The sequence below is a fragment of the Streptomyces sp. NPDC040589 genome (assembly GCF_055594445.1).
Genome location: NZ_JBVIWP010000004.1, coordinates 972,592 through 996,309, shown reverse-complemented (window position 1 = coordinate 996,309; position 23,718 = coordinate 972,592). Strand labels below are relative to the sequence as shown.

Below are 23,718 nucleotides of genomic sequence, written 5' to 3'. Positions count from 1 at the left end.
CTGTGTCTCAGAACCTCTCCGGGAAGATCAGGGCGAGGACGAGATAGCCCAGCAGGGCGACGGCCACGACGAGGCCGACGATGTTCTCGGCGGTCACAGCTTCGTCACCCCCTTGGCGACGAGAGCCACCAGCGCGAAGAGCGCGATCGTGGTGACGACGAAGGCCAGATCGGCCATCGCGAACTCCTAGAAGAGGTTCGGAAGAGATACGGACAGATAGAGGAAACCCCGCCCCTGGCCGGAATCGACCGGCCGTTGACGAGTCCCTTACGGCGGCCCTCACACCTTTGACGGGACTCTTACGGCCCCGCCCCCAGGGCCCTCACAGCAGGCGGAAGCGCAGCCGGCAGATGACGGCGTCCGTCTCCCGCCGCACGGCGTGCGCGACGACCGCGCCCCGCTGGTTCTGGAGCAGCCGCTGCCACAGCCGCTCCGGCTCGGCCTCCGGGATCAGCACCGTCACCCGGGTGGCCGGTTCCGAGGCCATGACCTCATGAACGTAGGCGGCGATGGGGCGGCCCAGGGAGCGCCGCTCGCAGGACAGCCGGACCAGCGGCACATCCGGGTCCCACTCGGCCCAGGAGCGCTCCAGGGCGTACAGGGCGGCCCGGTCCTCGGCATCGGGGTAGCACACGGTGACCGCGCGCACCTCGTCGCCGAGGGAGGCGGCGGCGGTCAGGGCCTCCGACGTCAGCCGGGACAGGGACGAGACGGGCACGATCACCAGCGAGCGCTCACGGTGCGGGGTCTCGGGGATACGGCCCAGACCGAGCCCCTCGCCGATCCGGCCGTACGCGCGGTGGACGGCGCCGAAGGCCGCCACCAGCAGCGGCAGCGCGATCACGATCAGCCAGGCGCCCTCCTGGAACTTCTCCAGCGTGACGACGACCGTAGCCACACCGGTGAGCGCGGCCCCGAAGCCGTTCAGCAGCGCCTTGCCCCGCCATCCCGGGCTCCCCTTCTCCCGCCCGCCCTCCCGGCGTTCGAGCCGCCAGTGCCGGACCATGCCGACCTGGGCGATGGTGAACCCGACGAAGACGCCGATGGCGAACAGCGGGACGAGGGTGTTGGTGTCGCCGCCGGAGAAGACCAGCAACGCGGCCGAGACGAGGGCGAGGGCGAGGACGCCGTGGCGGTGGACCTGGCGGTCGGCCTTCAGGGCGAACACGTGCGGCAGGTAGTTGTCCCGAGCGAGCAGCTTCAGCAGCACCGGCAGCCCGCCGAAGGAGGTGTTGGCCGAGAGCGCGAGCAGGATCATCGTCGCGAACTGGATGACGTAGAACGCCCAATTGTGGCCGAGCGAGGCGTCCGCGAGCTGGGCGAGGACGGTGACGCCCTCGACCGGCTGGAGGTGGAAGCGGCCGATCAGGACCGACAGGCCGATCAGCATCACACCGAGGACGGCGCCGAGGGCGACCTCCGCCCGCTGGGCGCGCTTGACGCGTGGGACGCGGAAGGAGGGGACGGCGTTGGCGATGGCCTCGACGCCGGTGAGGGCGGCACACCCGGAGGCGAAAGCTTTCAGCAGGAGCAGGGCACCCACGGTGGTGGCGTTGTCGGCGAGCACGGAGGCGTGGCCGTCCGCGGTGACCGTGCTGACCGGCCCGGACCGGAACAGGCCGACCGCGATGAGCACGAGGACCGAGCCGACGAACACCACGGTCGGCACGATGAAAACCCTGGCGGATTCGACGATGCCCCGCAGGTTCACCGCGGTGATCAGCACGAGCACGCCGAGGCAGAGCCACAGCCGGTCGTCGTAGAGGGCCGGGAAGGCGGAGGTCAGGGCGGCCACTCCGGCCGTGACGGCGACGGCTACGTTCAGGACGTAGTCCAGGACCAGGGAGGCCGCGGCCACCAGGCTGGTGCGCGCGCCGAGGTGCGTCTTGGCGACGGCGTACGACCCGCCGCCGTCCGGGAAGGCCGCGATCACCTGCCGGTACGAGGCGACCAGCACGACGAGCAGGCCCGCGATGGCCAGCGTCACCGGCAGGGTGAAACCAAGTCCGTGTGCCCCGGCGGCGGCGAGGACGAGGACGATCGCCTCGGGCCCGTACGCCACCGACGCCATCGCGTCCAGGGACAGGGCGGCGAGGCCCGTGACGGCGGTGAGCCGGTGGCGTTCGCCGGTATCGGGCGGCTCTTCGTCGGCGGGGGTCGCGCCCGGCTCGATGGTCAGGACGGACATCGGTGCGTACTCCTTCTGCATTCGGGGCCGCGCACGAGGGCTGAGGCGTGCGCGGTGCACTCAGGGTCTGTCCGTTTCCAGCCGCGGCCGACCGCTCTTGGCGGCTTCTTCGCGCCGGAGCGGGCGACTTTGACGGGACCTTGACGGGGGTGCGGGCGACCTGGGTGACAGCGGCATCAGAGTCCCGTCAAAAGGGATGCGTGCCGGACCCACGCATCCCTAGCGTCAGCGGCATGGGACCCCGCGACGCAGCGTGTGAGACCGCCGGTACGGCACATGACCTCCGCTGGGCTCGGGACGTACGGGACTCGGTGCGCTGGGCGGGTGTGCTCCTCGCTCTGCTCCTCCTGCTCGACTGGGGCACAGGCAGGCTCACGCTCGGGCGCGGCGCCCTGTGGGTCGCCCTGGCGCTGCTGCTCTTCCTCGCGCTGTATCCGGCCCGTGTCCGCGCCGGTACGGACTGGCTGTCGTCCCGGTGGCTGCTGCGCGAACGCCGGGTCCGCACCGACCTGTTGGTGTCCGTGCGCTGTCTGGACGGCCTCTCCCAGCGGCTCGTGCTGCGGGACGCGTTCGGCGGCCGGGTGGAGATCGACCCCGAAGTGCTGGTGAGGAACCCGCAGTTGTGGTTCCGGGTGCAGGCGGCGGCCCGGAAGGCGGTGGCCGAGGGCACGCTGTTGTGCGGGGCGACCGCGTTGCGCCGCCTCTCCCGGCGCGTCGAGCACGAGACCTCCCAGGCGGTGTTCAGGGCCTCGGGGCTGGAGTGACGCCTTCGCGGTCATGCCGTCCCGCGCCGCCCGGGCGGTCCTGTCATGAGGCATCCCGCCGGGTACTGGTTCCGGTGCTCGCCGGACACTTCCTACGCCCGGCGCACCACAGGGTGCGGGGTCCCCTCGGGCCGAGTGGTCCCGGTCTGTTCCGCGCAGGGCAGTGACACGACCATCGTCAGGCCGCCGCCCGGGGTGTCCTCGGGGGTGAGGGTGCCGTTCATCGCCTCGGTCAGACCGCGTGCCAGGGCGAGACCGAGGCCGGTGGTGTTGTCCGTGTCGCCGAGCCGCTGGAAGGGTTCGAAGAGGCGCTCCCGGCCGTCGGCGGGAAGGCCGGGTCCCCGGTCGACGACCCGCAGTTCCACCCGGCCCGCGAGGGCGCTGGCGGTGACCAGCACCTTCTGTCCGGGCGGGGTGTGCCGGGCGGCGTTGCCGACCAGGTTGGCGACGACCCGTTCCAGCAGGGGCGGATCCGCCAGTACGGCGGGGATCTCCTCCATGTCCCGGGCCTCGGCTTCCGGCGCTTCCGCGAGCGCCATCGGGAGGACCTCCTCCAGGGCCGTGGCCCGCAGGTTCAGGGTGAGGACGCCGGCCTCCAGGCGGCTGAGGTCGAGGAGGTTCTCCACCAGGCGGCTGAGCTTGGCCATGGACTCGTCAGCGGTGGCGAGGAGTTCGTCCCGGTCCTCCGGGCTGAACTCCACGTCCCGGCTGCGCAGCGACGTCACGGCGGCCCAGCCGGCGGCGAGCGGGGTGCGCAGGTCGTGGCCGACCGCCCGCAGCAGCGCCGTACGCATCCGGTCGGCGGCCTTCACGGGCTCCACCTCGGCCGCCGCCTCGGCGAGCCGGGCCCGCTCGACGGCGGAGCCCACGTGTGCGGCGAACGCGGCGAGCACCCGTCGCTCGGAGGAGGAGAGCGTGCGTCCGCGCAGCACCAGGTACGCGCCCGGGCCGGCGGGCACGGCGGTGGCTCCCTCACCGTCGGGCGGTTCGTCGACGAGTTCCGCCGAGTCCATGCCGAAGGTCTCGCGGGTGCGTTCGAGCAGGGCGGGGATGGTCGCGCCGCCGCGCACGATGCTGCCCGCCAGCGACGACATGGTCTCGGCCTCGGCGGTGGCGCGGGCCGAGCGGCGGGACAGCCGCAGGGAGCGGTCGACGACGGCGGCCACCGTCGCGGCCACCACCGCGAACACCCCGAGCGCGATCAGGGCGTTGGGGTCGTCGAGGGTGAAGGCGCCGATGGGTGGGATGAACCAGTAGTTGAGCAGCAGGGACGCCGTCACCGACGCGATCAGCGCGGAGGCGACCCCGCCGATGCAGGCCACGCCCACCACCATGAGCAGGAACAGCAGCGCCTCGCTGGTGAGATCGAGAGAGCCACGCAGCCGGTCCAGGACGAGGGTGAGCAGCACCGGCAGCACCAGCCCGGCCACGGGGCCCGCGACCAGCCGCCCGGTCGACAGGGTCCGGCGGCGGGACGGCAGCAGGGTGCCGCGTCCGGCGCGCTCGTGGGTGACCCGGTGGACGTCGATGTCGCCGGACAGCTCGGTGACGGTCTCCCCGGTGCCCGGCCCGGTCAGGAACCGTTCCAGACGGCCCCGGCGGCTGGTGCCCAGCACCAGCTGGGTGGCGTTCTCGGCGCGGGCGAAGTCCACCAGGGCGGTGGCGATGTCGTCGCCGACGACGGAGTGGTAGCTGCCGCCGAGATCCTCCACCAGCCGCCGCTGCCGGGCCAGCGAGGCGTGCGAGACCCCGGCGGCGAGCCCGTCGCTGCGGGCCACGTGCACGGCGAGGAGGTCGCCCCCGGCCGACCGGGCGGCGATCCGGGCGGCCCGCCGTATCAGCGTGTCCCCCTCGGGACCGCCGGTCAACGCGACCACGACCCGCTCCCGGGTCTCCCACACCCCGCCGATGGAGTGCTCGGCGCGGTAGCTGGTGAGCGCCTCGTCGACCCGGTCGGCCGTCCACAGCAGGGCCAGCTGCCGCAGGGCGGTCAGGTTGCCTGGCCGGAAGTAGTTGGCGAGGGCCGCGTCGACCTTCTCGGGTGCGTAGATGTTGCCGTGCGCCATCCGCCGCCGCAGCCCCTCGGGCGGCATGTCGACGAGTTCGATCTGCGTGGCCCGCCGTACGACGTCGTCGGGCACCGTCTCGTGCTGCGGCACCCGTGTGATCTTCTCGACCACGTCGTTGAGGGAGGCCAGGTGCTGGATGTTCAGCGCGGTGATCACGTCGATGCCCGCGGCGAGCAGCGCCTCGATGTCCTGCCAGCGCTTGGCGTTGCGGCCGCCGCCGGGGACGTTGCTGTGGGCGAACTCGTCGACGATCGCCACCTGTGGGCGGCGGGCCAGCACCGCTTCGAGGTCCATCTCCTCGAACCGCCCGCCGCGGTAGTCGCAGCGGGCCCGGGGGACGGTCTCCAGACCGTCCAGCATGGCCTCGGTGCGCGGCCGGCCGTGGCACTCGGCGAAGCCGACCACGACATCGGCGCCACGGGCGGCCCGGCGCCGCCCCTCGTCGAGCATCCGGTAGGTCTTGCCCACTCCCGGGGCAGCCCCGAGGTAGACCTTCAGTCGTCCGGGCCGTACGTCACCACTCATCGCCGCCGACGCGCTCCGCTCACTGGCTCAACTCCTTGAGGAGGCGGGTTGCTTCTCCTACCGAAGCGCGTCCGGCGGGCGGCCGGGGCGCTTGTTAGCGCTTTCTTGGCGCCTGTTCCGGGGACCTTGACACTGACTTGACGTCCCCTGGCCGGATAGGGTGAAGGCGGTGTGCCGGGAAGTCTGGTCGGCCGGGGAGCCACGGTGGCTCTCTTCGAGGCCCCCTGGGGGACGGTCGGCATGCGCGGCGTAGGCACGGTTCTGGCACTGGTGGTTCTGGCCACCCTGGTGGCGACCTTCGCCCGCCGCCGGCGCATCCCCGCACCCTCCCTCCTCGTTGTCGCCGGTCTCGCCGTCGCGCTGCTGCCGGGCACCCCGCAGATCGAGATCAGCCCGGAGATCATCGGCCTGGTCGTGCTGCCGCCCCTCCTCTACGCCAGTGCCGAGGACATGTCGTGGCGTGAGCTGAAGGCCGTGTGGAAGCCGGTCGGTGTCCTGTCCATCGGCCTGGTGCTGGCCTCGGCGGCGGCCGTCGGCTGGGTCGCGTCCCGGATCACGCCGCTGTCGTGGCAGATGGCGTTCGTGCTGGGCGCGGTGCTGGCCAGCACCGACCCGGTGGCCGTGACCGCGCTCGGCAGACGCCTGTCCCTGCCACCGAAGGTGCAGGTCCTCGTCCAGGCGGAGAGCCTGTTCAACGACGCGACCTCGCTGGTGCTGTTCCGGGTCGCGGTGAGCGTGGCGGTGGCGTCGGCGGCGGCCGGCTGGGGTGCGGCGGGCGCCGAGTTCGCCGTGCTGGCGGGCGGCGGCACGGTCATCGGTGCCGCGGTCGCCGGGGTGGTCGCGCTGATCCGGCGGCGCACCGAGGACCCGGTCCTGGAGACGGTGATCTCCCTGGTCACCCCGTACGCGGCCTACGTCCTCGCGGAGGCCGCCCACACCTCCGGCGTCACCTCGGTCGTGGTCGCGGGTGTCGTCCTCGGCGGCCGGGGCGACCGGCTCACCAACGCCCGTATCCGCCTCCAACTGCACGCCGTGTACGGCACGGTGGTGTTCCTGCTGGAGAGCGTCGTGTTCTCCCTCATCGGGCTGGCCCTGCCCGCGCAGGTCCGGGCCCTGGACGACGGCGACCGGGCCTGGCCGCTCTACGCCCTCGCGGTCGCCGCCACGCTAATCGCCGTTCGGCTGCTGTGGCTGGCGCCGCTGTCGGCGGTCGTGCAGCGCAAGGGCGGCATCCAGCGGATGAACTGGCGGGTGCCGCTGGTGCTGACCTGGGCCGGCACCCGGGGTGTCGTACCGCTGGCGGCGGCCCTCTCGATCCCGGAGACCACGAAGGCGGGCGCCGCCCTGGCCGACCGTCCACTGGTCCTCGTCCTCACCACCTCCGTCGTGGTCGTCACCCTCGTCGTCCAGGGCTTCACCCTCGCCCCCGTCGTACGCCGCTCCGGCATCGCCCTGGAGCCCGATCACACGGAGCGTGAGGAAGCCGCCGCCCGCTGCCGCCTGGCCGACGCGGGCATCCGGCGCCTGGACGAACTCGCCGAACTGGAGGCCGTACCGGACGTCGTCCTCGACCGCCTCCGCCGCGGCCTCACCGCCCGCCTCGACAACGCCCGCGACCGCCTGAACGAGGACACCGGCCCGTCCGGCTCCGCCGACCTCGTCTACCGCCAGCTGCGCCGCGACCTGATCGTCGTGGAGGCAACGGAACTGCAACGCCTCTACGACGACCACACCATCAGCGACACGACCCGCAGAAGGCTCCAGCGGTCCCTGGACCTGGAGGAGGCACGGCTGGCCGACGCCTGAACGGCGCTCAGCGGAACTCGGCCAGCCGCGGTCGCAGCCCGAGCGCGGTGAGGACCGCCGCCGCGAGCAGCAGTCCCGTCGCCCACGGCAGCAGCCCGCTCACCGCCGACCGGCCCGCCCGCACGGACGCGGTGAAGTGGGCCCGGTTGATGTCCGTGACCTTGTCCAGGGCGGTCATCCAGGCCCCGAAGTGCGCGTTGGAGGTGCCGGGTTCCCAGTCCATGCAGAACTCGGTGGCCTCCCGTTCCTTCCCGGCAGCGACCAGTGCACGGATCCTGCGGTCGTCGCGCTGGTAGACGGCGTACGCCTCGACCGTCCGCTCCGCCGCGTCCCGCTCCCCCACGAAGGTGATGTTGTACTTGCCCAGCCCCGGCGAACAGCCGGGTCGGCCGGCCCATGACCACCGCCGTGGAAAGGTTGCCCACCATGTCCGAACCCGACTTGTCCGAACTGCGGGAACACGCCGAGAACGGTGACACCGACGCCACCGACGAACTCGTCCAGCTCGCCGCGGAACACGGTGACGTGGACGAACTGCGCCGCCTGGCGGAGACGGGCAACTCCGATGCCGCCGACGAACTCGTCCAGCTCGCCTCGGAGCAGGGCGACCTCGAAGAACTCCGGCGGCTCTCCGACGGCGGCAACGCCACGGCCACCGACGAGCTGATCCAACTGGCCACCGAGCAGGACAACTTGGAGGAGCTACGGCGGCTGGCCGCCCGGGGCAACACCACGGCCGCCGAACAGCTCGCGGAACTCGTCGGCGACTGACCTCGCCGGAACCACCCACGGACCGCACGGTCACGCCCCACGAACCGACGTCCCGCCGTTCACTTCCTTCAGCTGCCGGCATACCTCGGTGTCTGTGCCGTGGGCCAGCCTGCGCTGGTGCTTCGCGGTCGAGTGCTGGTAGATCAGCTGGGCGCGCTCCGATGACTGGCCGGCGCGGACCATGAGGTCCTTCAGCTTGGCGCCGGTGTCGGCGGCGAGGGTGTTGCCGGTGTGGCGGAGGTCGTAGAAGCGGAAGTTGACCGGCATGCCGACCTTGGTCCTCGCCTTGCGCCACTTGCGGCCGAACGTCGAGCGGCGGAAGGGCGCGCCCCTTCTCGCCGACGAAGAGGAGGCCGCCCGACTCCTTCTCCGCGAACCATTGCAGGTGGCGGCGTAGCTCGGGCTTCAGCAAGTCCGGCAGGTAGACCGTGCGTTTGCCCGCCCGGGTCTTGGGGTCGCCGGTGACACGCTTACCGCTGGTGAGCTCCGGGGACGCGTGGGTGATGCGCAGGGAGCATTCGTCAACGTCGACACTGTGACGGCGCGGTTCGGCCAGCTCCTCAGGGCGGAGGGAGGCGAAGGCGCCGAGCAGGACCATCAGGCGCCAGCGCGGGCCCATGGCGTCGGCCAGGTCGAAGACCTGCTCGATGGTCGCTGTGGGGTGTTCGTCAGCCTCCTCCTTGCCGGCTCCCTCAACGCCGGGCCCTGGAAGCCCAGATCAAGGCCCTGCTGGAGGACCACCCCCTTTCCAAGGTCCTGACCTCGATGCCGGGGGTCGCGGTCAGCACCGCCGCAGTGCTGCTGGTCACCGTCGGCGACGGCACCAGCTTCCCCACCGCTGCCCACCTCGCCTCCTACGCCGGGCTGGCCCCGACCACCAGGTCGTCGGGGACCTCGATCCACGGCAAACACGCTCCCAGAGGCGGCAACCGGCAGCTCAAACGGGCGATGTTCCTCTCCGCGTTCGCCGCCCTGCACGACCCCGCCTCCCGCACCTACTATGACCGCTGCCGGGCTCGGGGGAAGACCCACACGCAGGCCCTTCTCCGCCTTGCCCGACAGCGGATCAGCGTGCTGTTCGCAATGCTCCGCGACGGCACCTTCTACGAACCCAGCCTTCCCGAAGCAGCCGTCGCATGACCAGCTCAGGCTTGACGAAGGACATAGAGGCACCCCCCAGGTCGTCACCGACACCGCGCCAAGCTCTCCAAGTCCCTGATCCGCGAAGGCCAGGCCACCTTGCCGACGGGCGCGGCGGACTGGATGCTCGCCACCCGGCAATGGCCCGGCACCATCACCGAGTACGCCGGCCAACTGCCGGCCCTTACCTCGACTCTGCTGTCCGACCCCCGCCACTCTTCCGCTCGTACTCGGCCACCGAGATCGGCCGCATGATGGTGACGGCGTCAACGACGGTCCGGCGTTGCGTAAGGCCGACATCGGTGTCGCCATGGGGCGGCGCGGCACCGAGGTGCGCACACGGAGATGGGAGGCGGTGGCGGCGAACGCACCCGACGCACGGGCGGTACCGCGGGTGCTGGGGCGGCTGCGTCGGAGCTGGCGGGCGGGTGATCAGTTCTGGGCGTCGGACGTGGAGTGCCACGCGTCCATGCCCGCTCGGGATGCCTCCTTGGCCTGCCGCCACTTCATGGCCGCCTGCTGGGCCGGGGGCACGTCCATCTCGCGGATCAGGCGCCGGCCTGCCGCGACCACGGCGGAGGCCGCGATGGCAATGCCGGCCCACGCCACCACGGCACCGGCTGCGGTGAGCACGACACCGGTGGTCACAAGCCGGGTGTTGATCTCGATCGTCCGTGTGGAGTGGTGGTGATGGTTCATGACTCCACTCTCCAACGGGGGGAACCACATCGCATCCGGGCCGACGGTTCAAAATCCGGAGCGGGACCCCGCACGCGCCGGGTGGTGGCGTGTACGGCCGGGCAGCTCCCGCCAGGAGATGATCGTCTGCTCCGGATGCGAACGGCCTGCTCTCGCGTCGACTGTCGGGCGCTGACCAGCTGCTGAGAGCCCCCGAGCCCGTGGTCCCAAAGTGCAGCGGGCGCCGACGGCTGCGACCGTTGGAGTGACGCGCTGGACGATCCCACGGTTCGGCACTGGAGGTGGCCATGACGGTGACGGCACACCCTTCGCTTCTGCGGGAGCTGATCGAGCGGTGCGAGACGCTCAGGCGGCACGCGGTGTCCGACGGCGGCCCGGAGGTCGCGCGCCGGTTGGAGGATGCAACGTACACGCTGTGCGTGGTCACCGGCACCCGCCAGTTGGATGCGGCACTGTCCGTGGCGCGTCGGCAGTTGGCCGACGTCACGCCATGACACGACAGCAGCCCCTTCGACACTGAATCCGGACGGATACGTGCGGGCGGGGCCTCGGGCCCGCGTGTCAGGTCCGCGGGCCCGAGAGAGTGCCGCCTGCCTTGTACTCCTGCATGACGGGTCCCGAGGCATCACTCCCCAGAGGTTGCTTCACCGCCTGGGACGCTCCTGGTCGAACAGCCCGCCAACCGATGACACTGCGCATCAGGAAGCATCGGCAGAAGCATCTGCCGGGACCCGCCCCGCTCGGATGGCGTCGACCAGGGCCTGGTGGTCCTTCTCGTTCTGGTCGGCGTAGAGCTCGGCGAAGGTCACGGCGCGGCCATGATGGCGGCGGCCCCGCGGTAGAAACGGAACGGCGCTTCGCTCATCCTGCCGTAGCGGATCGGTACGAGTTCCGGCACCCGTGTCGCGGACTGCTTCTCGATGATCTCCACCGGGTCCGTGCGCTTTTGCGGGGGCATGAACTCGGCGTGGCTGGACCGGGGTGCGTCGGCGCGTGCGGCCTTGCCGCGGGCGCCCCGCTCCTTCGAGGCCCCGGGTCGCGACGCCGGAAAGGCGGTTGTCGATCCTTGCAGATCCTTTACTGCGGGACGGTCGGCGTTGTGCGGGGCTCCACGAGGCCGCCGAGCGCCGCACCGCAGGTACCGCGCGGTACCCGGTCGTCTGCCGACCGATCCGAGGCGGCGCCCACGGTGTTCCGCGCCCGTGACGGGCACGCACGGGTCAGTGGAGGACCTTCTCCTTGGCCCGGCGGTACTCGTCGTCGGTGATGTCGCCTCTGGCGCGGATCTCGGAGAGCTTGGCGAGTTCGTCCGCCTCGCTGGTGTCCGCGCTGCCCGCGGTCTCGCGGATGTACCGCTCCGTCTGCTCCTGCTGGGCTCTGACGTGGCGCTGCTCGCGCCGGCCCATGTTCTTGCCCCGGGCGATGACGTAGACGAAGACGCCCAGGAAGGGGAGGACGATCGTGAAGACGAGCCAACCGGTCTTGGCCCATCCGCTCAGGTCGTCGTCACGGAAGATGTCCACGACGACGCGGAAGAGCAGGACGAGCCACATGATCCACAGGAAGAACCACATGATCGCCCAGAAAGCCCCGAGAACTGGAAAGTCGTAGGCCAGGTTCACGCTGCTCATCGCTTCTCCTCCGGGTGTCGTCCGCAGGGGCTCCGGTGGCCCCCCGTGCGCCCCGTCCCACGGGCATGCGGACGGGGCGCACGGGCGGTCCCGGGCGTCCCGCTGTTATTGGTCCTCGGTGCTGATGTCGAGCCCGAAGGCTTCACCGATGCTGCGGGCCGCGGACACGACCCGGGCGCTTCCCACCACCGGGGCGATCGCCACGAGCGTTCCCTGGATCTTCTCCAGTGGCACGCCGGCTTCAGCGGCGGTGCCGATGTTGAGGAGATAGGAGGGTGCGGAGGCATCCATGGCCACCAGGGCGGCGATGCGTGCCAGCAGGTACGTCTCCTCGTCCAACCCGGAACGTTCGAACGTGTCGAGGGTCATCTGGACGAGCGTCTCGAACACCGGGGCGTCCGCCTCGGCGAGGGCGGCGACACCTTCGGCGCCGGTCTCTTTCTGGGCCATGGTCCACGTTTCCTTCCTGGGCGTTGTGCGATGCACCTTCCATAAGAGCGCGGGCCGACCGTGCACCGCCTCACCCGGAGAGGGTGATCGCCGGTCGCCCGGTCGGCGGCGGCCGGGCGCTGCTCGGCTGCCTTGCCGACAGTGGAGATCCGTAGAACTCGCGCCGGGGGCCCGTAGCGCGACCCGCCGCCTGCCCGCCGCCCGGCGTCCGTTCGCGAACCGCCTGTTCGCCGCGGGAGAGCCGCCACCGGGCCGATGCGCCTGCCCACCGGCCGACGCGAGGGCCGCTCCGCCGGCGAGGGGCGAAGGGCGGTCCGTCCGGATAGCCCCTTAAGCGAGTAATTTCGGTCCGGGCTGAGGCACGGTGTCATGAACAGAGCGCATCCCGCCCGTGGGAGGTCGACATGTCCGGTAGCCGTTTCGCGCTTGCCCCACGTTGGGCCGCACGAGGGTCCGTGGCTGCGGGCATCGGCGCGATCATCGTGCTGCTGCTGTTCGCCGGGCTCGACAGTCTGCTGCTCGTCCTCGTGGGGGCCTACGGGTCGGCGGTGACGGCGGCAGGCGTGTGGTGGGCACTTGTCCACACCGGCCTGGTCAGGGTGCTGGCCGTGCTACTGGCCTTGGCCGCCTCAGCCGCTGTCGTCGTCCTTTACGTGGCGTCCGGACTGCTGTGGGTGGTACTCGTCTCGTTCGCGCTGTGGGTACTTGCCGTCTTCTGCGGCCGGGTCGCGCTGGCAGGCGCTGGGAGTGCCCCGGCGCGGACCCCGCACGGCACACCGGTGCCGCCGCGGCGCCCCTACCTGATCATGAATCCGCGCTCAGGTGGCGGCAAAGTCGGCCGGTTCCGGCTGCGGGAGAAGGCCGAGGCACTCGGCGCCGAGGTCTGCGTCCTGGACGTGACGCGCCGGCAGGACGTGGCCGCGCTCGCCCGCCAGGCGGCCGACGCGGGCGCCGACCTGCTCGGCGTCGCGGGAGGCGACGGCACCCAGGCCCTCGTCGCCGCCGTGACCGCGGAGCGCGACCTGCCGTTTTTGGTGATCTCCGCCGGCACCCGCAACCACTTCGCCCTGGACCTCGGACTGGACGGGGACGACCCGTCGACATGTCTCGACGCGCTCACCGAGGGCGTCGAACTCCGTATCGACCTGGGTGTCGTCAACGAGCGGGTGTTCGTCAACAACGCCTCGTTCGGGGCCTATGCGGCCGTCGTGCAGAGCCCCGCCTACCGCGACGACAAGACCCGCACCACCCTGCAGATGCTGCCCGATCTGCTCACACACCACCGCGGACCACGCCTCGCCGTGCACGCCGAAAGCCGGATCATCGAGCAGCCGCAGGCCGTGCTGGTCGGCAACAACCCGTACCGGACGGACGACCCGGCGGGGCTGGCCCACCGGGAACGGCTGGACTCCGGGGTCCTCGGGATACTCGGCGTCAAGGTCGACAGCGCGGCGCAGGCGGTGGGGATGCTCCGCGGCCGCAGGGCGTCCGGGCTCGCGCGAGTGGCAGCCCGCGAGGTCGTCATCGATGCCGACGCCGACACGATCCCGGTCGGCGTGGACGGTGAGGCCCTCACCCTGCAGACCCCCGTCCGGTGCCGGATCCGTCCAGGCGCCCTGCGCGTGCGGGTTCCGCGCGACCGCCCCGGTGTGCCGCACAGCAGACCCCCGATGGACTGGCGCCGGGTGCGGCGACTGGCCCTGACGAGGATCCGGTGGGCGGCGACATGACGGATGACCTCGCACGGCCCGGCCGCCGCGCCACCCTGTCGGCGGTGGCGCGCTCGCTCGTCCTGTCGTCAGGGCTGGTCCTCGCGTACTACCTGCTGCCCATGGACGCACCCCTCAACGGCGGCACGGTGACCGGTCTCGTCCTCGGTCTGCTCGCGGTGACGGCGCTGTTCCTCTGGCAGGTGCGTACGATCGCCCGATCCCCGAACCCCGAACTGCGGGCGGTGGAGTCGCTCGCCGCCGTCCTCCCCTTGTTCGTGCTGCTCTTCGCCACCTCGTATTTCCTGCTGGAGCGGAGCACCCCTGGCAGCTTCACGGAGCCCCTCACCCGTACCGACGCCCTGTACTTCACGCTCACCGTGGTCAGCACCGTCGGCTTCGGCGACATCACCCCGCGCACCGAGACGGCACGCGTCATGACGATCATCCAGATCGTCGGCGGGCTTGTGCTCGTCGGGATCGCGGCCCGGGTGGTGGTCAGGGCCGTCGAGACCGGCCGGCGCCGACGGGACTCGGAGAGCAGGTGAGAGTGCTTCGACCGGTACCCCGGCGCAGCAGTCCCCCTGCCACCCGTTCCGCCACGGCCGCTGGATGTGGATGCACAACGGCGGGATCACCGACTTCCACCAGGTACGGCGTGATCTCGCCCTGGCGGTCGACCGGAGCTCTTCCTCGACATCGAGGGATCGACGGACTCCGAGATGATGTTCTACCTGGCCCTCACCTTCGGCCTGGAGCAGGATCCGCCGGGTGCCGTGGCCCGCATGGTCGGCATGGTGGAACGGACCGGTCATGAGCACGGGGTGGAGTTCCCCCTGCAGATGACGGTCGCGGTGACCGACGGGCGCCAGGTGTGGGCCTTCCGCTACTCCAGTCTGGGAGCCTCCCGCTCGCTGTACTACAGCACCCAGGTGGCGGCGCTACGAGCACTCCACCCCGACGTGGAATTCCTGCGGGAGGTGTCCGACGAGACCCGCCTCATCGTGTCCGAGCCACTGGGTGATCTGCCCGGTGTCTGGAACGAGGTCCCCGAAGGCAGCTACGGCGTCGTGCGGCCCGGAGGCGACAACCTGCTCTCCTTCGCCCCGCAACCCATGTAGGGGTTCGGCACCCTTCCCGTCGAACGGCCTCGTGACGCCGCAACCTGCCGCCGGTTCAGCAGGGCCGGCCGCGCACGACGTCCCCGACGCACTGCCGTCGGCCCACCTGGGGCTCCGCCACCGGCCTGGAAGGCTCGGACCGCCAGGTCCCTGGCAGCGCGGGGACTGCCCGGCCCGCGGCGTCCGCCCTTCTGGGCGCTCCGCGCCGCCCCCGTTCCGCCGGAGCGGTGAAACGACGACGCCTTGGGTCCAGGCGCCTGCGGCTACGGCTTCGTCGAACCGGGCTGGGTCTTCGGGATCCGCGAGGTGAAGAACATCGCGAGGAGGGCGGCGAAGGCGAGGATGGCGACTGCGGCGCGCAGACCGTCGATCCTGGCGTCTTCGTTGGCGTCGAGTGCCGCCTGAGCCACCTCTTCGCTCGTGCCCGCTTCGTCAAGAGCGGATTCGAGCTCGGCGTCCGACAAGAACGGCACGCCGCTTTCGAGTTCGACGGTCGCCTGGCTCTTGACCTCGGCCGGGATCGCCGGATTCTGTTCGACGTTGGAGAGGAAGGACGTCGTCATCGCGGCGATCAGGATCGACCCGGCGAGTGCCGTACCGATCGAGGCGCCCAGGTTGGTGACGGAGTTCTGGACGCCGCCGACTTCCGCACTCTCTGCTTCCGGCACCGCGGACACGGTGACCGACCCGAGCTGGGACGCCAGCGCGCCCATGCCCAGCCCGATCAACAGCATGGGGATGGTGACGATCTCCGCACCGGCGTCCACGTCGAGCGCGGCCATCAGGACCACCGCGCCCGCGAACAACGCCAAGACCCCGAGCCGCACCACCCGCCGGGGCGAGACGTCCGGGAGGTAGCGGGGGATCAGAACGGCGGCCGCCAGCAGCGTCAAGGAGAGCGGCAGGAGACGGGCCCCGGTCTTGAGCGCGGACAGGCCCAGAGCGACCGAAAGATAGAGCGGTACGACGAAGAAGACACCCATCTGGACGAGGTACTGGAAGAAGAACATCGTCAGTCCGCCGGTGAGCTGCTTGTTCTGCAGCAGGGCCGGGTCGACGAGCGGCTCCTTGTGCCGCCCCACCATGCGGGCCTCCCAGCGGAAGAAGAGCCAGACCAGCACAAGACCGGCCAGCATCAGCCACACGACCAGCGAGACCCCGAGCCATGAGGGCGCGTCGGGCTTCGGCTTGAACCAGCCCCATTCGTCGGAGCGGAGCACGCCGTAGACGAAGAGTCCGAGCCCGAGCGCGGACAGCACGGCACCGACGTAATCGATGCGAGCGCCTTCGCCGAGCGGCGCGTCGGCGATGCGGCGACCGAGCACCAGGATGCCGAGCACCACCAGGACCTCTCCGGCGAAGACCCACCGCCAGGAGAAGTACGTCGTCGCGACACCCCCGATGAGCGGCCCGACCGCGATCGCCACGGCCCCCGCGGCCGCGACCAGACCGTAGGCGGCGGGACGGCGTTCCGTGACGAAGTTGCCGGCCACGAGCGCCACGATCGCGGGCAGGATGAGTGCCGCTCCGATCCCCTCCAGGAACGACCAGCCGATCAGCAGCACCGTCAGGTTCGGTGAGAGCGCCGTGGTCAGGGAGCCGCAGCCGTAGATGACACAGCCGATCATGAACGCGCGTTTGCGGCCGATCAGCTCCCCCACCTTGCCGCCGGGAATCATGAACATCGCCATCACGAGGGTGTAGGCCGTGATGGCACCCTGGACACCCGTCACCGTCGTGCCCACGTCTTCGGCCACCGTCGCGATCGAGACGTTCATGACCGAGCTGTCCAGCGCCATCAGGAACTGACCGGCCGCGAGTGTCAGCAGGACGATGCGCGCCTTTGGTGGACTCTCGGCAGTTTTTGTCCTAGGAGCCATGCGGGCATCGTCCCAGCGGTTCCGGGGAGCGGGACCCGACCCGCCCCGGAGATCGACCGGTTGGCGGAGCCACTATGGGCGTGGGATCCGCACGGCCTCAGTGGGATGAGAGGGGCTGTCTCGTACGCCCGGGGACGTGCTTGCCGTCGTTCGTCCGCCCGCGGGCCCACGCCATCGCCGAGGACGACATATTCGTCACCACCCGCAACTACGCGTACTCGTTCGATCTCACCTCGTGGGGCTGGATCCACCTGATCGTGGGCGTGGTCATCACACTCGCCGGTTGGCCAGGCCGGCCACTCCCACGCCGACGCCCCTGGCCCTGGTGGCGCCCTGGAACAGGGCGGCACCCGTCACCGCGGACATGCTGCGCCCCCTGGTCGCCGCGGCCCAGTGGTACCGCGACATGTGACACGGCCCAGGCCGCGTGGCCGATGCCCTGCAGCCCCCTGGCGCCCATTCCCCTCTCAGCACGTCCAGAACGGAACCGCCACCATGCGCCAGACCATCGCCTTCATCGGAAGCGGCAACCTCGGTACAGCCATCGCCCGCCTCGCCGTCGACGCCGGCTACGACGTCGTCCTGAGTAACTCGCGCGGCCCCGAGTCCCTGACCGACGCCGTCACCGGGCTCGGCGACCGCGCCCGCGCCGCCGCCCCGGCCGAGGCCGCGCAGGCCGCCGCTCTCGTGGTGGTCTCCATGCCCTTCCACGCCTTCGACAAGCTCCCGGCCGAGGCCCTGGCCGGCAAGACCGTCGTCGACGCGATGCACTACTTCCCCGACCGGGATGGCCGCATCGAGGAGCTGGAGGAGCGGCGGACCACCAGCAGCGAGCTGCTCCAGCGCCACCTGCCGGGCTCACGCGTCGTCAAGACGCTCGTCAACATGGACTTCCTGCGGATGCACACCTCGGCCCGCCCCTCCGGCCATCCCGAGCGCAGCGCCCTGCCCCTCACCGGCGACGCCGCCGCGGCCAAGGCCGAGGTCACGCGGTTCCTACGCCGAAGCCGCCGCCGCGGCCGAGCGCATCGGCTTCGACGGCGTGGAGATCCACGGCGCCGGCGGTTTCCTCATCGACCAGTTCCTGTGGGAGCGCACCAACCGCCTCGTCCGCGCTGTCAACCAACTCACTGCGCACAACCGACAGTTGCTCCACGCCCTGTCCCAGCCCACCTCCCCGGTCCGAGCGCTGCCGATGCAACCGCACCCGGACTCGAGCCACTGAGTTCCTGCGCGCGTGGTGAGCCTCCTGCCGCTCGGCTTCGACACCCTGCGAGCGCGCTGACCCGGTTCTCTCCTACTCGCGGCGGGCCCCGCCACCCCTAGTCGAGCGCGGCCCGCTCGGCGGGCTACAGGTCGGCGACGCGGAAACTCCACCGGCACGAGCCGGCCCCCGGAGGCCCAGCTCGTTTTACGGCACCCACACGGTGGACTTTGACGACGAGCCGGCCACGCTCGATGCCGACGGCTACCGGCCGCTGCGGCTACCCGCCCAAGGCTGACCTCTGGCCGCGCGGCCTACGGTGGCCGGATCGTTCGGTCCTGCTGGCGCGGGTTAAACGGTTCGGGCCCTGGTTCCCACGCCGACGAGCGTGGTGGAGCTGGTTGCGACCGGTTTCAGGTGGGGCGGCGGATGGCCTGTACGGCGGTGTCGTAGAGGTCGAACATGTCGACCTGCCCGCCCAGGCGAACCCATTCCTCGTTGGCTGCCTGCAGGCAGACGATCGCTGCGGCTGCGATCGCGCGGGCTTGCAGGGTGCGGCTGTCGGAGTCGGGCAGTCGCGGCTCGATCAGCGGTGCGAACAGGCCTTGCCAGCGGGCTTGCTTCTCGGCGTGTCCGGCGCGCAGGGAATCGTTGCCGAACAGCAGCGTGATGAACTCCAGGCGCCCTTCGGCGCTCATGTCGATCTCCTCGAGCACCTGGAACGCCGCGCGCAGCGCCGCCCAGGCATCCTCGTCGGCCGGGCGCTCGGCGAGCCGTGCGGCGATCAGTTCGCCCTGTTCGTCCAGGCCGCTGAGTGCGAGGTCTTCCTTGGCGCGGAAGTAGTTGAACAGGGTCCGCCGGGAGACGCCCGCGGCGGCGGCGACCTCATCGAGGGTCGTGTTGTCGTAGCCCTTGGCGGCGAACAGCTCGATAGCGGTCCGGGCCAGCAGTGATCGGACCACGGAGCGGGTCTGTTCCCGAATGGGTGTCGGTTTCTGAGCCATGCACCGATGGTACGACGTCTCACTCGATGCAGTCACTTGCACTCAGTGCAAAAGCGTGCGTAGAGTGAATGCCATGAGCAAACTCGACTACCACCGCCAGACCGTCATCGTCACCGGCGCCAGCTCCGGCCTCGGCGCCGAATTCGCCAGCCAGCTGGCCCGCCGCGGCGCGAACCTCGTGCTGGTGGCCCGCCGGGCGGACCGGCTCGAGAGCCTGGCCGCCGAACTCACCCGCGCCCACGGCGTCACGGTGACCACCGTCGCCCGCGACCTCGGCCTGCCCGACGCCGGCCGCACGCTGCGCGCCGAACTCGAGTCCCGCGGCATCAACGCCACCGGACTGGTCAACAACGCCGGCTTCGGCACCCACGACGCGTTCACCGACGAGGATCCCGACCGCCTGCAGAGCATGATCGCGCTGAACGTCAGCGCGCTGGTCGACCTCAGCCGCGCCTACATCGACCCGCTGTCCTCCGCCGACACCGGCGTCCTGATCAACGTCGCGAGCCTGCTGGGCTTCCAGCCGACTCCCTACCTGAGCGTCTACGGCGCCACCAAGGCATTCGTCCTCAGCTTCACCGAATCGCTGTGGGAGGAGACCCGCGGCACCGGCCTGCGCGTCCTGGCCGTGTGCCCCGGCGCCACCCGGACCGAGTTCTACGACGTCGCCGGCAGCCAGTCCGCCGACTACGGCACGAAGCGGGCCACCCCCGAGCAGGTCGTGAAGATCGCTCTCGACACGCTCGACCGCCGATCCGCACCCCCGTCGGTGATCACCAACGGCCGGCCACTCGCCCTCGCCAGCAAACTCCTGCCGCGCCGCTCGATGGTCCGGCTCATGGGCTGGATGGCCCGCCGCCAGCACCCGCAGCACCCCGTCGCCCGCACCAACAACTATGGAACGCCATCATGACCAGCACCGACGTCACCAGACAGCACACCGACGCGGAGCGCTTCAACCACATACTCCAGGCTCAGCGCGCCGCCTACCTCCGCGACGGAGCGCCGTCCCTGGCGGCGCGGCGCAGCGATCTGACCAGGTTCGCTGGAACGCCACCCGCCTGCTGTACGCCCCCTTCGGCAAGCGCACCGAAGCTCTCCTCAACTTCTTCCTCCGATGAAGAAGGCATCACCGGCGCCCGCAGGCCCTGAGCACCACACCCACACACAAGTGCGGCCTGCCGTTCGTCGAGACCGATCGGCGGACGGCGGAAATGGCGTTCACCCCGAGCGACGACCTCGAGCACCAAAACGCACTACCACCCGTGCAGCGGCCAGGGCCTGGCCGAGGCGAACACCTCCGGAAGGAAGCCACCGATGGCTGATCACAACCTCGTTCTCGTCACCGGCGCCGGCGGCATGGGCCGCCTCGTCACCGAGCGGCTGCGCGCGCAGAACGTGCCGGTCCGCGTCCTGATCCGCCGCGAGGACGACCGCGCGGCCGAGGTGCGGGCATTGGGCGCCGAGGTCGTCACCGGGGACCTGACCCGGCCCGAAACGGTGGCGGCCGCGCTCGACGGCGTCCGCCGGACGTACTTCGGGCTCAGTGTGTCCCCGGACCACCTGCTGGCGGCGACCGTCATGGCCACGGTCGCGAAGGCGCACGGCGAACTCGACCTGCTGGTGGACATGTCGCAGATGACGGTGTCGCAGATGACCGCCACCAGCACCGCGGAATCCCACCAGCAGCGGCTGCACTGGCTGGCGGAGCAGGTGCTGGACTGGTCGGACCTGCCCGTGGTGCACGTGCGCCCGACGACGTTCCTCGACAATCCGTTGTTCACCGCCCTCGCGGCGCGGTCGATCCGCGAGAACGGCACGCTGGCGCTGCCGTTCGGGACCGGACGCACCTCGCCAGTCGCTGCCGACGACGTCGCCCAGGTGGTCGCGACCATCCTGCGCGAGCCCGAGGAGCACGCCGGGAAGGTGTACGAGCTGACCGGACCGCGGGCGCTCGACATGACCGAAGTAGCCCAGGAGTTCTCCAAGGCGCTCGGTCGCACGGTGACCTATCTGGACGTCCCCCTGCAATGGTGGCGCACAGAGGTACTCGCGAACGCGGGCCTGCCACAGCACACCGAGCAGCACATCGCGACCATGGCGCAGCTGCACCGCGCGAACCGTTACGACAGGGCGACCATCGACGTCGAGCGCATCACCGGGAGGCGGCCCCTGACCGTCGAGGAGTTCGTCGCCGTCCGCAAGGACTTCTACCTCGGCTGACTGCCGCAGGAATCCCAGGTGAAGGGGGCATCACCGGAATCGCGGTCGGGCACGTCGACGGTGGGCCCGAAAGGCAAACGGCATACCGATATCCAGGAGCGCCGTGCTGGGCGACGGCCAGCACCAGATCGATGGACAGTGACGCCCCACGAACTCAACATGCTGGACTTGACAGGGAACGCACCTTCTCCGACGACACCACCCACGCGATCCACGAATCACAGACCCTGCGCATCGAGCGCGTCCACGAAGCCCACCCCAGCGAGATCTCCTGGACCGTGGCCGCGTACGAGACGCCCGTCTCCGACCGGCTGTGGCACCTCACGGCGACCGGCACCACTCCCGCCCCGGTGCTCCCGACCCTGCTCCATCACCTCGCCGAAGGCGACGGGTGGGACCACCGCCAACTGGCGACGCCTCTCAGATGCGACCGCGCTGCTCGGCCACCTCCCCGTCTGGAAGTCCACCTCCGTCTCCTCCGGCGCGCCGGTCTCCGGGGTGATCGGCGCGGTGAACAGTGGCGGCCGCATACGGGATGTCCGGCGCGTGCTGGAGCATGAGCGGCATCACGTCGGGCAACACACCGAACCGCCCGGGACGGTGGACGGACGGAGAACAAGGCCACGAGGAGGCCGCAGACATAGACCGCCAGCACCACCACAGGCAGGTACCCGCCCGGGGCGAATCGACCGCTGGCGAGCCTGGCGAGCGCCACCCCGGCAGCACCGAGGCCGCACAGCGAGAGCGCCGGTGACCACCATCCGGCCGCTCCCGCCCCGAAGGCGCTGCCCAGCGGCCCTGGGCGTGGCGCAGGGCGAGATGGGCCGGAGGCTGGTGTGGCCTGTGACGGGGCCAGGACGGCGAGTGCCGGCAGAACGCGGCCGGTCGGCGGCTGCATGGCAGGTCAAGCCGTTGTTCCGGCGACAGGCGGTGGGAGAGGGCCTGCGATGGTGCGCCACGCCCCGTCGGCCGGGGTGGCGGACTGCTGCTGGTCAAGGGAGGGTGGGAAGCAGAACCACGGATTAGGCAGGTGGGCGAATGAGTGACAACGCAACGTCCGCTCCGCGGATCGTGGTGGGCGTCGACGGCTCCGAGCCGTCGAAGGCAGCATTGCGGTTGGCGGCCGAGCAGGCTGAGCTGACAGGTGGTGTGGTCGACGCGGTATACGCCTGGGAGCTCCCGCCAAGCTGGCCGCCCAGGGAAGCGAAGTCGGGCGGCTATCAGGAAGAGCAGGCCCGCGAGCACCTCGGCCAGGTGATCGAGGAGGTCCTCGGGCCGGAACGCTCGGTCGAGGTCCGCCCCCGCTCGACCCAAGGGCACCCAGCCGCCGTCTTGCTGGAGGCCGCCGCCGGGGCACGGCTGCTGGTCGTGGGCAACCGGGGCCACGGCGGATTCGCCGGGGCACTGCTCGGCTCGGTCGGCCAGCACTGCGTCCAACACGCCCCGTGTCCCGTAGTCGTCGTGCGCGGCACCGGCCACCACGAGACATGAACCCGTCCCAGGGACCGACGTCGGCGCCATGTCCCGTCCTCCACCAGACGTTTCGCTTCACCGACAGCGCGAGGCCGTGCGTCCGGCCGGGTGTTTGGTGACCCGGCGCGGAGCGCGGACCGATACGCGGCCATCGGAGCCTTCCGCACACCGGTGACCTGTGCGTCGAGGCATGGACGCCGACGGAGTTGCTGGAAAGCACACCGCTGGCGGGCCATCCCGCTCCGTCTGAGCCACCACTGTCTGCCAACCCTCCTCGGTGCTGACGTCCAGGTGCGCGTAGCGGGCCGGGCCACCGAGCTCCGCCGCCAGTTTCTCCCCCTCGGCGTCCAGGACGTCAGCGACCACCACGGCTGCGCCCTCGGCCGCGAACGCGCGTGCCACAGCGGCACCGATCCCCCTGGCTCCGCCGGTGACGACGGCCACTCTCTCGTCGAGACGTCCCATGATGACCTGAACCAAGCTGCTCCGACGAAGATCCCCGAAAACGGCACCGGCCGCTTCCGCGAGTGAGCCCGCTGGTCACCGGGCAGCGCAGATGACCTCTACGAAGTGGCCCACCTGGTCCTCGGGCAGGTGACGTGCGAGGTCGGCCTCGCTGATCATGCCGACGAGGCGATGGTCGTCGATGACGGGCAGCCGACGGATCTTGTGCGCCTCCATGACCTGGAGGACCTGGCCGGCATCGGCCTCGGCGTCGGTCGTGATCGGCTTGCCTTGTTCGAGCTGGCCCGCTTTCACGGTCCTGGGGTCCTTGCCCATGGCGAGGCACTTCACCACGATGTCACGGTCCGTGATGATTCCGTGGAGCCGGTCGTCGGGCCCGCAGATCGGGAGGGCTCCGACGTCGAGTTCCTTCATCCTGCGCGCCGCGTCTTCCAGCGTCTCGTTCTCCTGAATGCACGTGGCACCGGTATGCATGATCTCCCGGGCAGTGGTCACGGTCGTCTCCTTCGAGCGTCGCTGTCCGCGCGGGGAGAGCCCATGGAGCCCGGCCGCCCCGGCCTGTACTCCTCAAGACCAGTGTGGGTTCCACACCTCCC

Annotated in this window: 23 protein-coding genes and 9 pseudogenes; 19 read left to right on the top strand and 13 right to left on the bottom strand. The window is 70.8% G+C overall.

Annotated features, from left to right (window positions below; all coding sequences use genetic code 11):
* Positions 1 to 7: 7 nt before the first annotated feature.
* Together kdpF and ACZ58V_RS22415 are read right to left on the bottom strand one after the other, a co-directional pair.
* Positions 8 to 97 (bottom strand): K(+)-transporting ATPase subunit F, encoded by a 90-nt coding sequence (gene kdpF, locus ACZ58V_RS22420; RefSeq protein ID WP_016434100.1) that lies wholly within the window; start codon positions 95 to 97, stop codon positions 8 to 10.
* 225 nt (positions 98 to 322) lie between these two features.
* Positions 323 to 2,188, bottom strand: coding sequence for an APC family permease (locus tag ACZ58V_RS22415; RefSeq protein ID WP_471291635.1), 1,866 nt, complete (start codon positions 2,186 to 2,188; stop codon positions 323 to 325).
* A 233-nt stretch (positions 2,189 to 2,421) separates the two neighbouring features.
* Between ACZ58V_RS22415 and ACZ58V_RS22410 the strand changes: the two genes are divergently transcribed.
* Complete coding sequence (locus ACZ58V_RS22410; RefSeq protein WP_468198283.1) at positions 2,422 to 2,952, top strand: hypothetical protein; 531 nt, start codon at positions 2,422 to 2,424, stop codon at positions 2,950 to 2,952.
* A gap of 92 nt (positions 2,953 to 3,044) precedes the next feature.
* Here ACZ58V_RS22410 and ACZ58V_RS22405 read toward each other — a convergent pair whose 3' ends face one another.
* A complete protein-coding gene (locus ACZ58V_RS22405) occupies positions 3,045 to 5,546 on the bottom strand; it encodes a sensor histidine kinase (RefSeq protein WP_471291632.1) in 2,502 nt (833 codons plus the stop codon).
* A 240-nt stretch (positions 5,547 to 5,786) separates the two neighbouring features.
* On the opposite strand from ACZ58V_RS22405, the gene ACZ58V_RS22400 reads away from it, so the two are divergent.
* Positions 5,787 to 7,352 (top strand): Na+/H+ antiporter, encoded by a 1,566-nt coding sequence (locus ACZ58V_RS22400; protein WP_471291777.1) that lies wholly within the window; start codon positions 5,787 to 5,789, stop codon positions 7,350 to 7,352.
* Between the two features lie 7 nt (positions 7,353 to 7,359).
* Here the strand turns inward: ACZ58V_RS22400 and ACZ58V_RS22395 are convergent, their stop codons facing one another.
* Complete coding sequence (locus ACZ58V_RS22395; protein ID WP_468198279.1) at positions 7,360 to 7,695, bottom strand: hypothetical protein; 336 nt, start codon at positions 7,693 to 7,695, stop codon at positions 7,360 to 7,362.
* Positions 7,696 to 7,778: 83 nt separating this feature from the next.
* Here ACZ58V_RS22395 and ACZ58V_RS22390 point away from each other — a divergent pair, with 83 nt between their 5' ends.
* Positions 7,779 to 8,123, top strand: a complete 345-nt coding sequence (locus tag ACZ58V_RS22390; RefSeq protein WP_468198277.1) for a hypothetical protein — start codon at positions 7,779 to 7,781, stop codon at positions 8,121 to 8,123.
* A 30-nt stretch (positions 8,124 to 8,153) separates the two neighbouring features.
* Here the strand turns inward: ACZ58V_RS22390 and ACZ58V_RS22385 are convergent.
* Positions 8,154 to 8,820, bottom strand: a pseudogene (locus ACZ58V_RS22385) (tyrosine-type recombinase/integrase); the annotation flags it as partial.
* On the opposite strand from ACZ58V_RS22385, the pseudogene ACZ58V_RS22380 reads away from it, so the two are divergent.
* A pseudogene (locus ACZ58V_RS22380) lies at positions 8,817 to 9,263 on the top strand (transposase); the annotation flags it as partial. The pseudogenes ACZ58V_RS22385 and ACZ58V_RS22380 overlap by 4 nt on opposite strands.
* A gap of 34 nt (positions 9,264 to 9,297) precedes the next feature.
* Positions 9,298 to 9,532 (top strand): annotated as a pseudogene (locus tag ACZ58V_RS22375) (hypothetical protein); the annotation flags it as partial.
* Between the two features lie 163 nt (positions 9,533 to 9,695).
* Here ACZ58V_RS22375 and ACZ58V_RS22370 read toward each other — a convergent pair.
* A complete protein-coding gene (locus tag ACZ58V_RS22370) occupies positions 9,696 to 9,962 on the bottom strand; it encodes a hypothetical protein (RefSeq protein ID WP_468198275.1) in 267 nt (88 codons plus the stop codon).
* Between the two features lie 287 nt (positions 9,963 to 10,249).
* Between ACZ58V_RS22370 and ACZ58V_RS22365 the strand changes: the two genes are divergently transcribed.
* Positions 10,250 to 10,456 (top strand): DUF5133 domain-containing protein, encoded by a 207-nt coding sequence (locus ACZ58V_RS22365; RefSeq protein ID WP_468198272.1) that lies wholly within the window; start codon positions 10,250 to 10,252, stop codon positions 10,454 to 10,456.
* A 317-nt stretch (positions 10,457 to 10,773) separates the two neighbouring features.
* Here ACZ58V_RS22365 and ACZ58V_RS22360 read toward each other — a convergent pair.
* The 3 genes and pseudogenes from ACZ58V_RS22360 to ACZ58V_RS22350 all read right to left on the bottom strand — a co-directional run.
* A pseudogene (locus ACZ58V_RS22360) lies at positions 10,774 to 11,034 on the bottom strand (DUF2252 family protein); the annotation flags it as partial.
* A gap of 148 nt (positions 11,035 to 11,182) precedes the next feature.
* Complete coding sequence (locus tag ACZ58V_RS22355; protein WP_468199317.1) at positions 11,183 to 11,593, bottom strand: SHOCT domain-containing protein; 411 nt, start codon at positions 11,591 to 11,593, stop codon at positions 11,183 to 11,185.
* Between the two features lie 105 nt (positions 11,594 to 11,698).
* A complete protein-coding gene (locus ACZ58V_RS22350; protein ID WP_468199319.1) occupies positions 11,699 to 12,043 on the bottom strand; it encodes a carboxymuconolactone decarboxylase family protein in 345 nt (114 codons plus the stop codon).
* Positions 12,044 to 12,447: 404 nt separating this feature from the next.
* Between ACZ58V_RS22350 and ACZ58V_RS22345 the strand changes: the two genes are divergently transcribed.
* The 3 genes and pseudogenes from ACZ58V_RS22345 to ACZ58V_RS22335 form a co-directional block, all read left to right on the top strand.
* Positions 12,448 to 13,773 carry a diacylglycerol/lipid kinase family protein gene (locus ACZ58V_RS22345; RefSeq protein ID WP_471291629.1) on the top strand — a complete coding sequence of 442 codons (1,326 nt, stop codon included), beginning with the start codon at positions 12,448 to 12,450 and terminating at the stop codon, positions 13,771 to 13,773.
* The gene (locus tag ACZ58V_RS22340) at positions 13,770 to 14,300 is read left to right on the top strand and encodes a potassium channel family protein (RefSeq protein ID WP_471291627.1); all 531 of its coding nucleotides are present in this window, start codon (positions 13,770 to 13,772) and stop codon (positions 14,298 to 14,300) included. Before ACZ58V_RS22345 ends, ACZ58V_RS22340 begins: the two co-directional genes overlap by 4 nt.
* A 4-nt stretch (positions 14,301 to 14,304) precedes the next feature.
* Positions 14,305 to 14,873: pseudogene (locus ACZ58V_RS22335) on the top strand (class II glutamine amidotransferase); the annotation flags it as partial.
* A 263-nt stretch (positions 14,874 to 15,136) separates the two neighbouring features.
* Here ACZ58V_RS22335 and ACZ58V_RS22330 read toward each other — a convergent pair.
* Positions 15,137 to 16,753, bottom strand: a complete 1,617-nt coding sequence (locus ACZ58V_RS22330) for an MFS transporter (protein ID WP_468199324.1) — start codon at positions 16,751 to 16,753, stop codon at positions 15,137 to 15,139.
* Between the two features lie 170 nt (positions 16,754 to 16,923).
* Here ACZ58V_RS22330 and ACZ58V_RS22325 point away from each other — a divergent pair.
* The 4 genes and pseudogenes from ACZ58V_RS22325 to ACZ58V_RS22310 all read left to right on the top strand — a co-directional run.
* Positions 16,924 to 17,037, top strand: a pseudogene (locus ACZ58V_RS22325) (DUF7144 family membrane protein); the annotation flags it as partial.
* A complete protein-coding gene (locus tag ACZ58V_RS22320; RefSeq protein ID WP_471291788.1) occupies positions 17,037 to 17,165 on the top strand; it encodes a hypothetical protein in 129 nt (42 codons plus the stop codon). The pseudogene ACZ58V_RS22325 and the gene ACZ58V_RS22320, both read left to right, overlap by 1 nt.
* 83 nt (positions 17,166 to 17,248) lie before the next feature.
* Positions 17,249 to 17,509 (top strand): annotated as a pseudogene (locus tag ACZ58V_RS22315) (NAD(P)-binding domain-containing protein); the annotation flags it as partial.
* Positions 17,510 to 17,744: 235 nt separating this feature from the next.
* Positions 17,745 to 17,858 (top strand): annotated as a pseudogene (locus tag ACZ58V_RS22310) (oxidoreductase); the annotation flags it as partial.
* A gap of 512 nt (positions 17,859 to 18,370) precedes the next feature.
* On the opposite strand, the gene ACZ58V_RS22305 reads toward ACZ58V_RS22310, so the two are convergent.
* Positions 18,371 to 18,961, bottom strand: coding sequence for a TetR/AcrR family transcriptional regulator (locus tag ACZ58V_RS22305; RefSeq protein WP_471291625.1), 591 nt, complete (start codon positions 18,959 to 18,961; stop codon positions 18,371 to 18,373).
* A gap of 73 nt (positions 18,962 to 19,034) precedes the next feature.
* Here ACZ58V_RS22305 and ACZ58V_RS22300 point away from each other — a divergent pair, with 73 nt between their 5' ends.
* The 5 genes and pseudogenes from ACZ58V_RS22300 to ACZ58V_RS22280 all read left to right on the top strand — a co-directional run bounded on the left by ACZ58V_RS22300 (position 19,035) and on the right by ACZ58V_RS22280 (position 22,675).
* Positions 19,035 to 19,874, top strand: coding sequence for an SDR family NAD(P)-dependent oxidoreductase (locus ACZ58V_RS22300; protein WP_471291623.1), 840 nt, complete (start codon positions 19,035 to 19,037; stop codon positions 19,872 to 19,874).
* The gene (locus tag ACZ58V_RS22295; protein ID WP_471291621.1) at positions 19,871 to 20,113 is read left to right on the top strand and encodes a hypothetical protein; all 243 of its coding nucleotides are present in this window, start codon (positions 19,871 to 19,873) and stop codon (positions 20,111 to 20,113) included. Before ACZ58V_RS22300 ends, ACZ58V_RS22295 begins: the two co-directional genes overlap by 4 nt.
* A gap of 165 nt (positions 20,114 to 20,278) precedes the next feature.
* Positions 20,279 to 21,184: an NmrA family NAD(P)-binding protein gene (locus ACZ58V_RS22290; RefSeq protein WP_471291619.1), complete on the top strand. Its 906-nt coding sequence runs from the start codon at positions 20,279 to 20,281 to the stop codon at positions 21,182 to 21,184.
* Between the two features lie 179 nt (positions 21,185 to 21,363).
* Positions 21,364 to 21,582 (top strand): annotated as a pseudogene (locus ACZ58V_RS22285) (SPDY domain-containing protein); the annotation flags it as partial.
* Between the two features lie 640 nt (positions 21,583 to 22,222).
* Positions 22,223 to 22,675 (top strand): universal stress protein, encoded by a 453-nt coding sequence (locus tag ACZ58V_RS22280; protein WP_468199336.1) that lies wholly within the window; start codon positions 22,223 to 22,225, stop codon positions 22,673 to 22,675.
* Between the two features lie 57 nt (positions 22,676 to 22,732).
* Here ACZ58V_RS22280 and ACZ58V_RS22275 read toward each other — a convergent pair whose 3' ends face one another.
* Positions 22,733 to 23,059, bottom strand: a complete 327-nt coding sequence (locus ACZ58V_RS22275; RefSeq protein WP_471291774.1) for an SDR family oxidoreductase — start codon at positions 23,057 to 23,059, stop codon at positions 22,733 to 22,735.
* On the opposite strand from ACZ58V_RS22275, the gene ACZ58V_RS22270 reads away from it, so the two are divergent.
* Complete coding sequence (locus ACZ58V_RS22270; protein ID WP_471291785.1) at positions 22,949 to 23,188, top strand: hypothetical protein; 240 nt, start codon at positions 22,949 to 22,951, stop codon at positions 23,186 to 23,188. The two genes, ACZ58V_RS22275 and ACZ58V_RS22270, sit on opposite strands and share 111 nt — an antisense overlap.
* Before the next feature lie 9 nt (positions 23,189 to 23,197).
* Here the strand turns inward: ACZ58V_RS22270 and ACZ58V_RS22265 are convergent, their stop codons facing one another.
* Positions 23,198 to 23,617, bottom strand: a complete 420-nt coding sequence (locus ACZ58V_RS22265) for a CBS domain-containing protein (RefSeq protein ID WP_468199339.1) — start codon at positions 23,615 to 23,617, stop codon at positions 23,198 to 23,200.
* Positions 23,618 to 23,718: the final 101 nt, after the last annotated feature.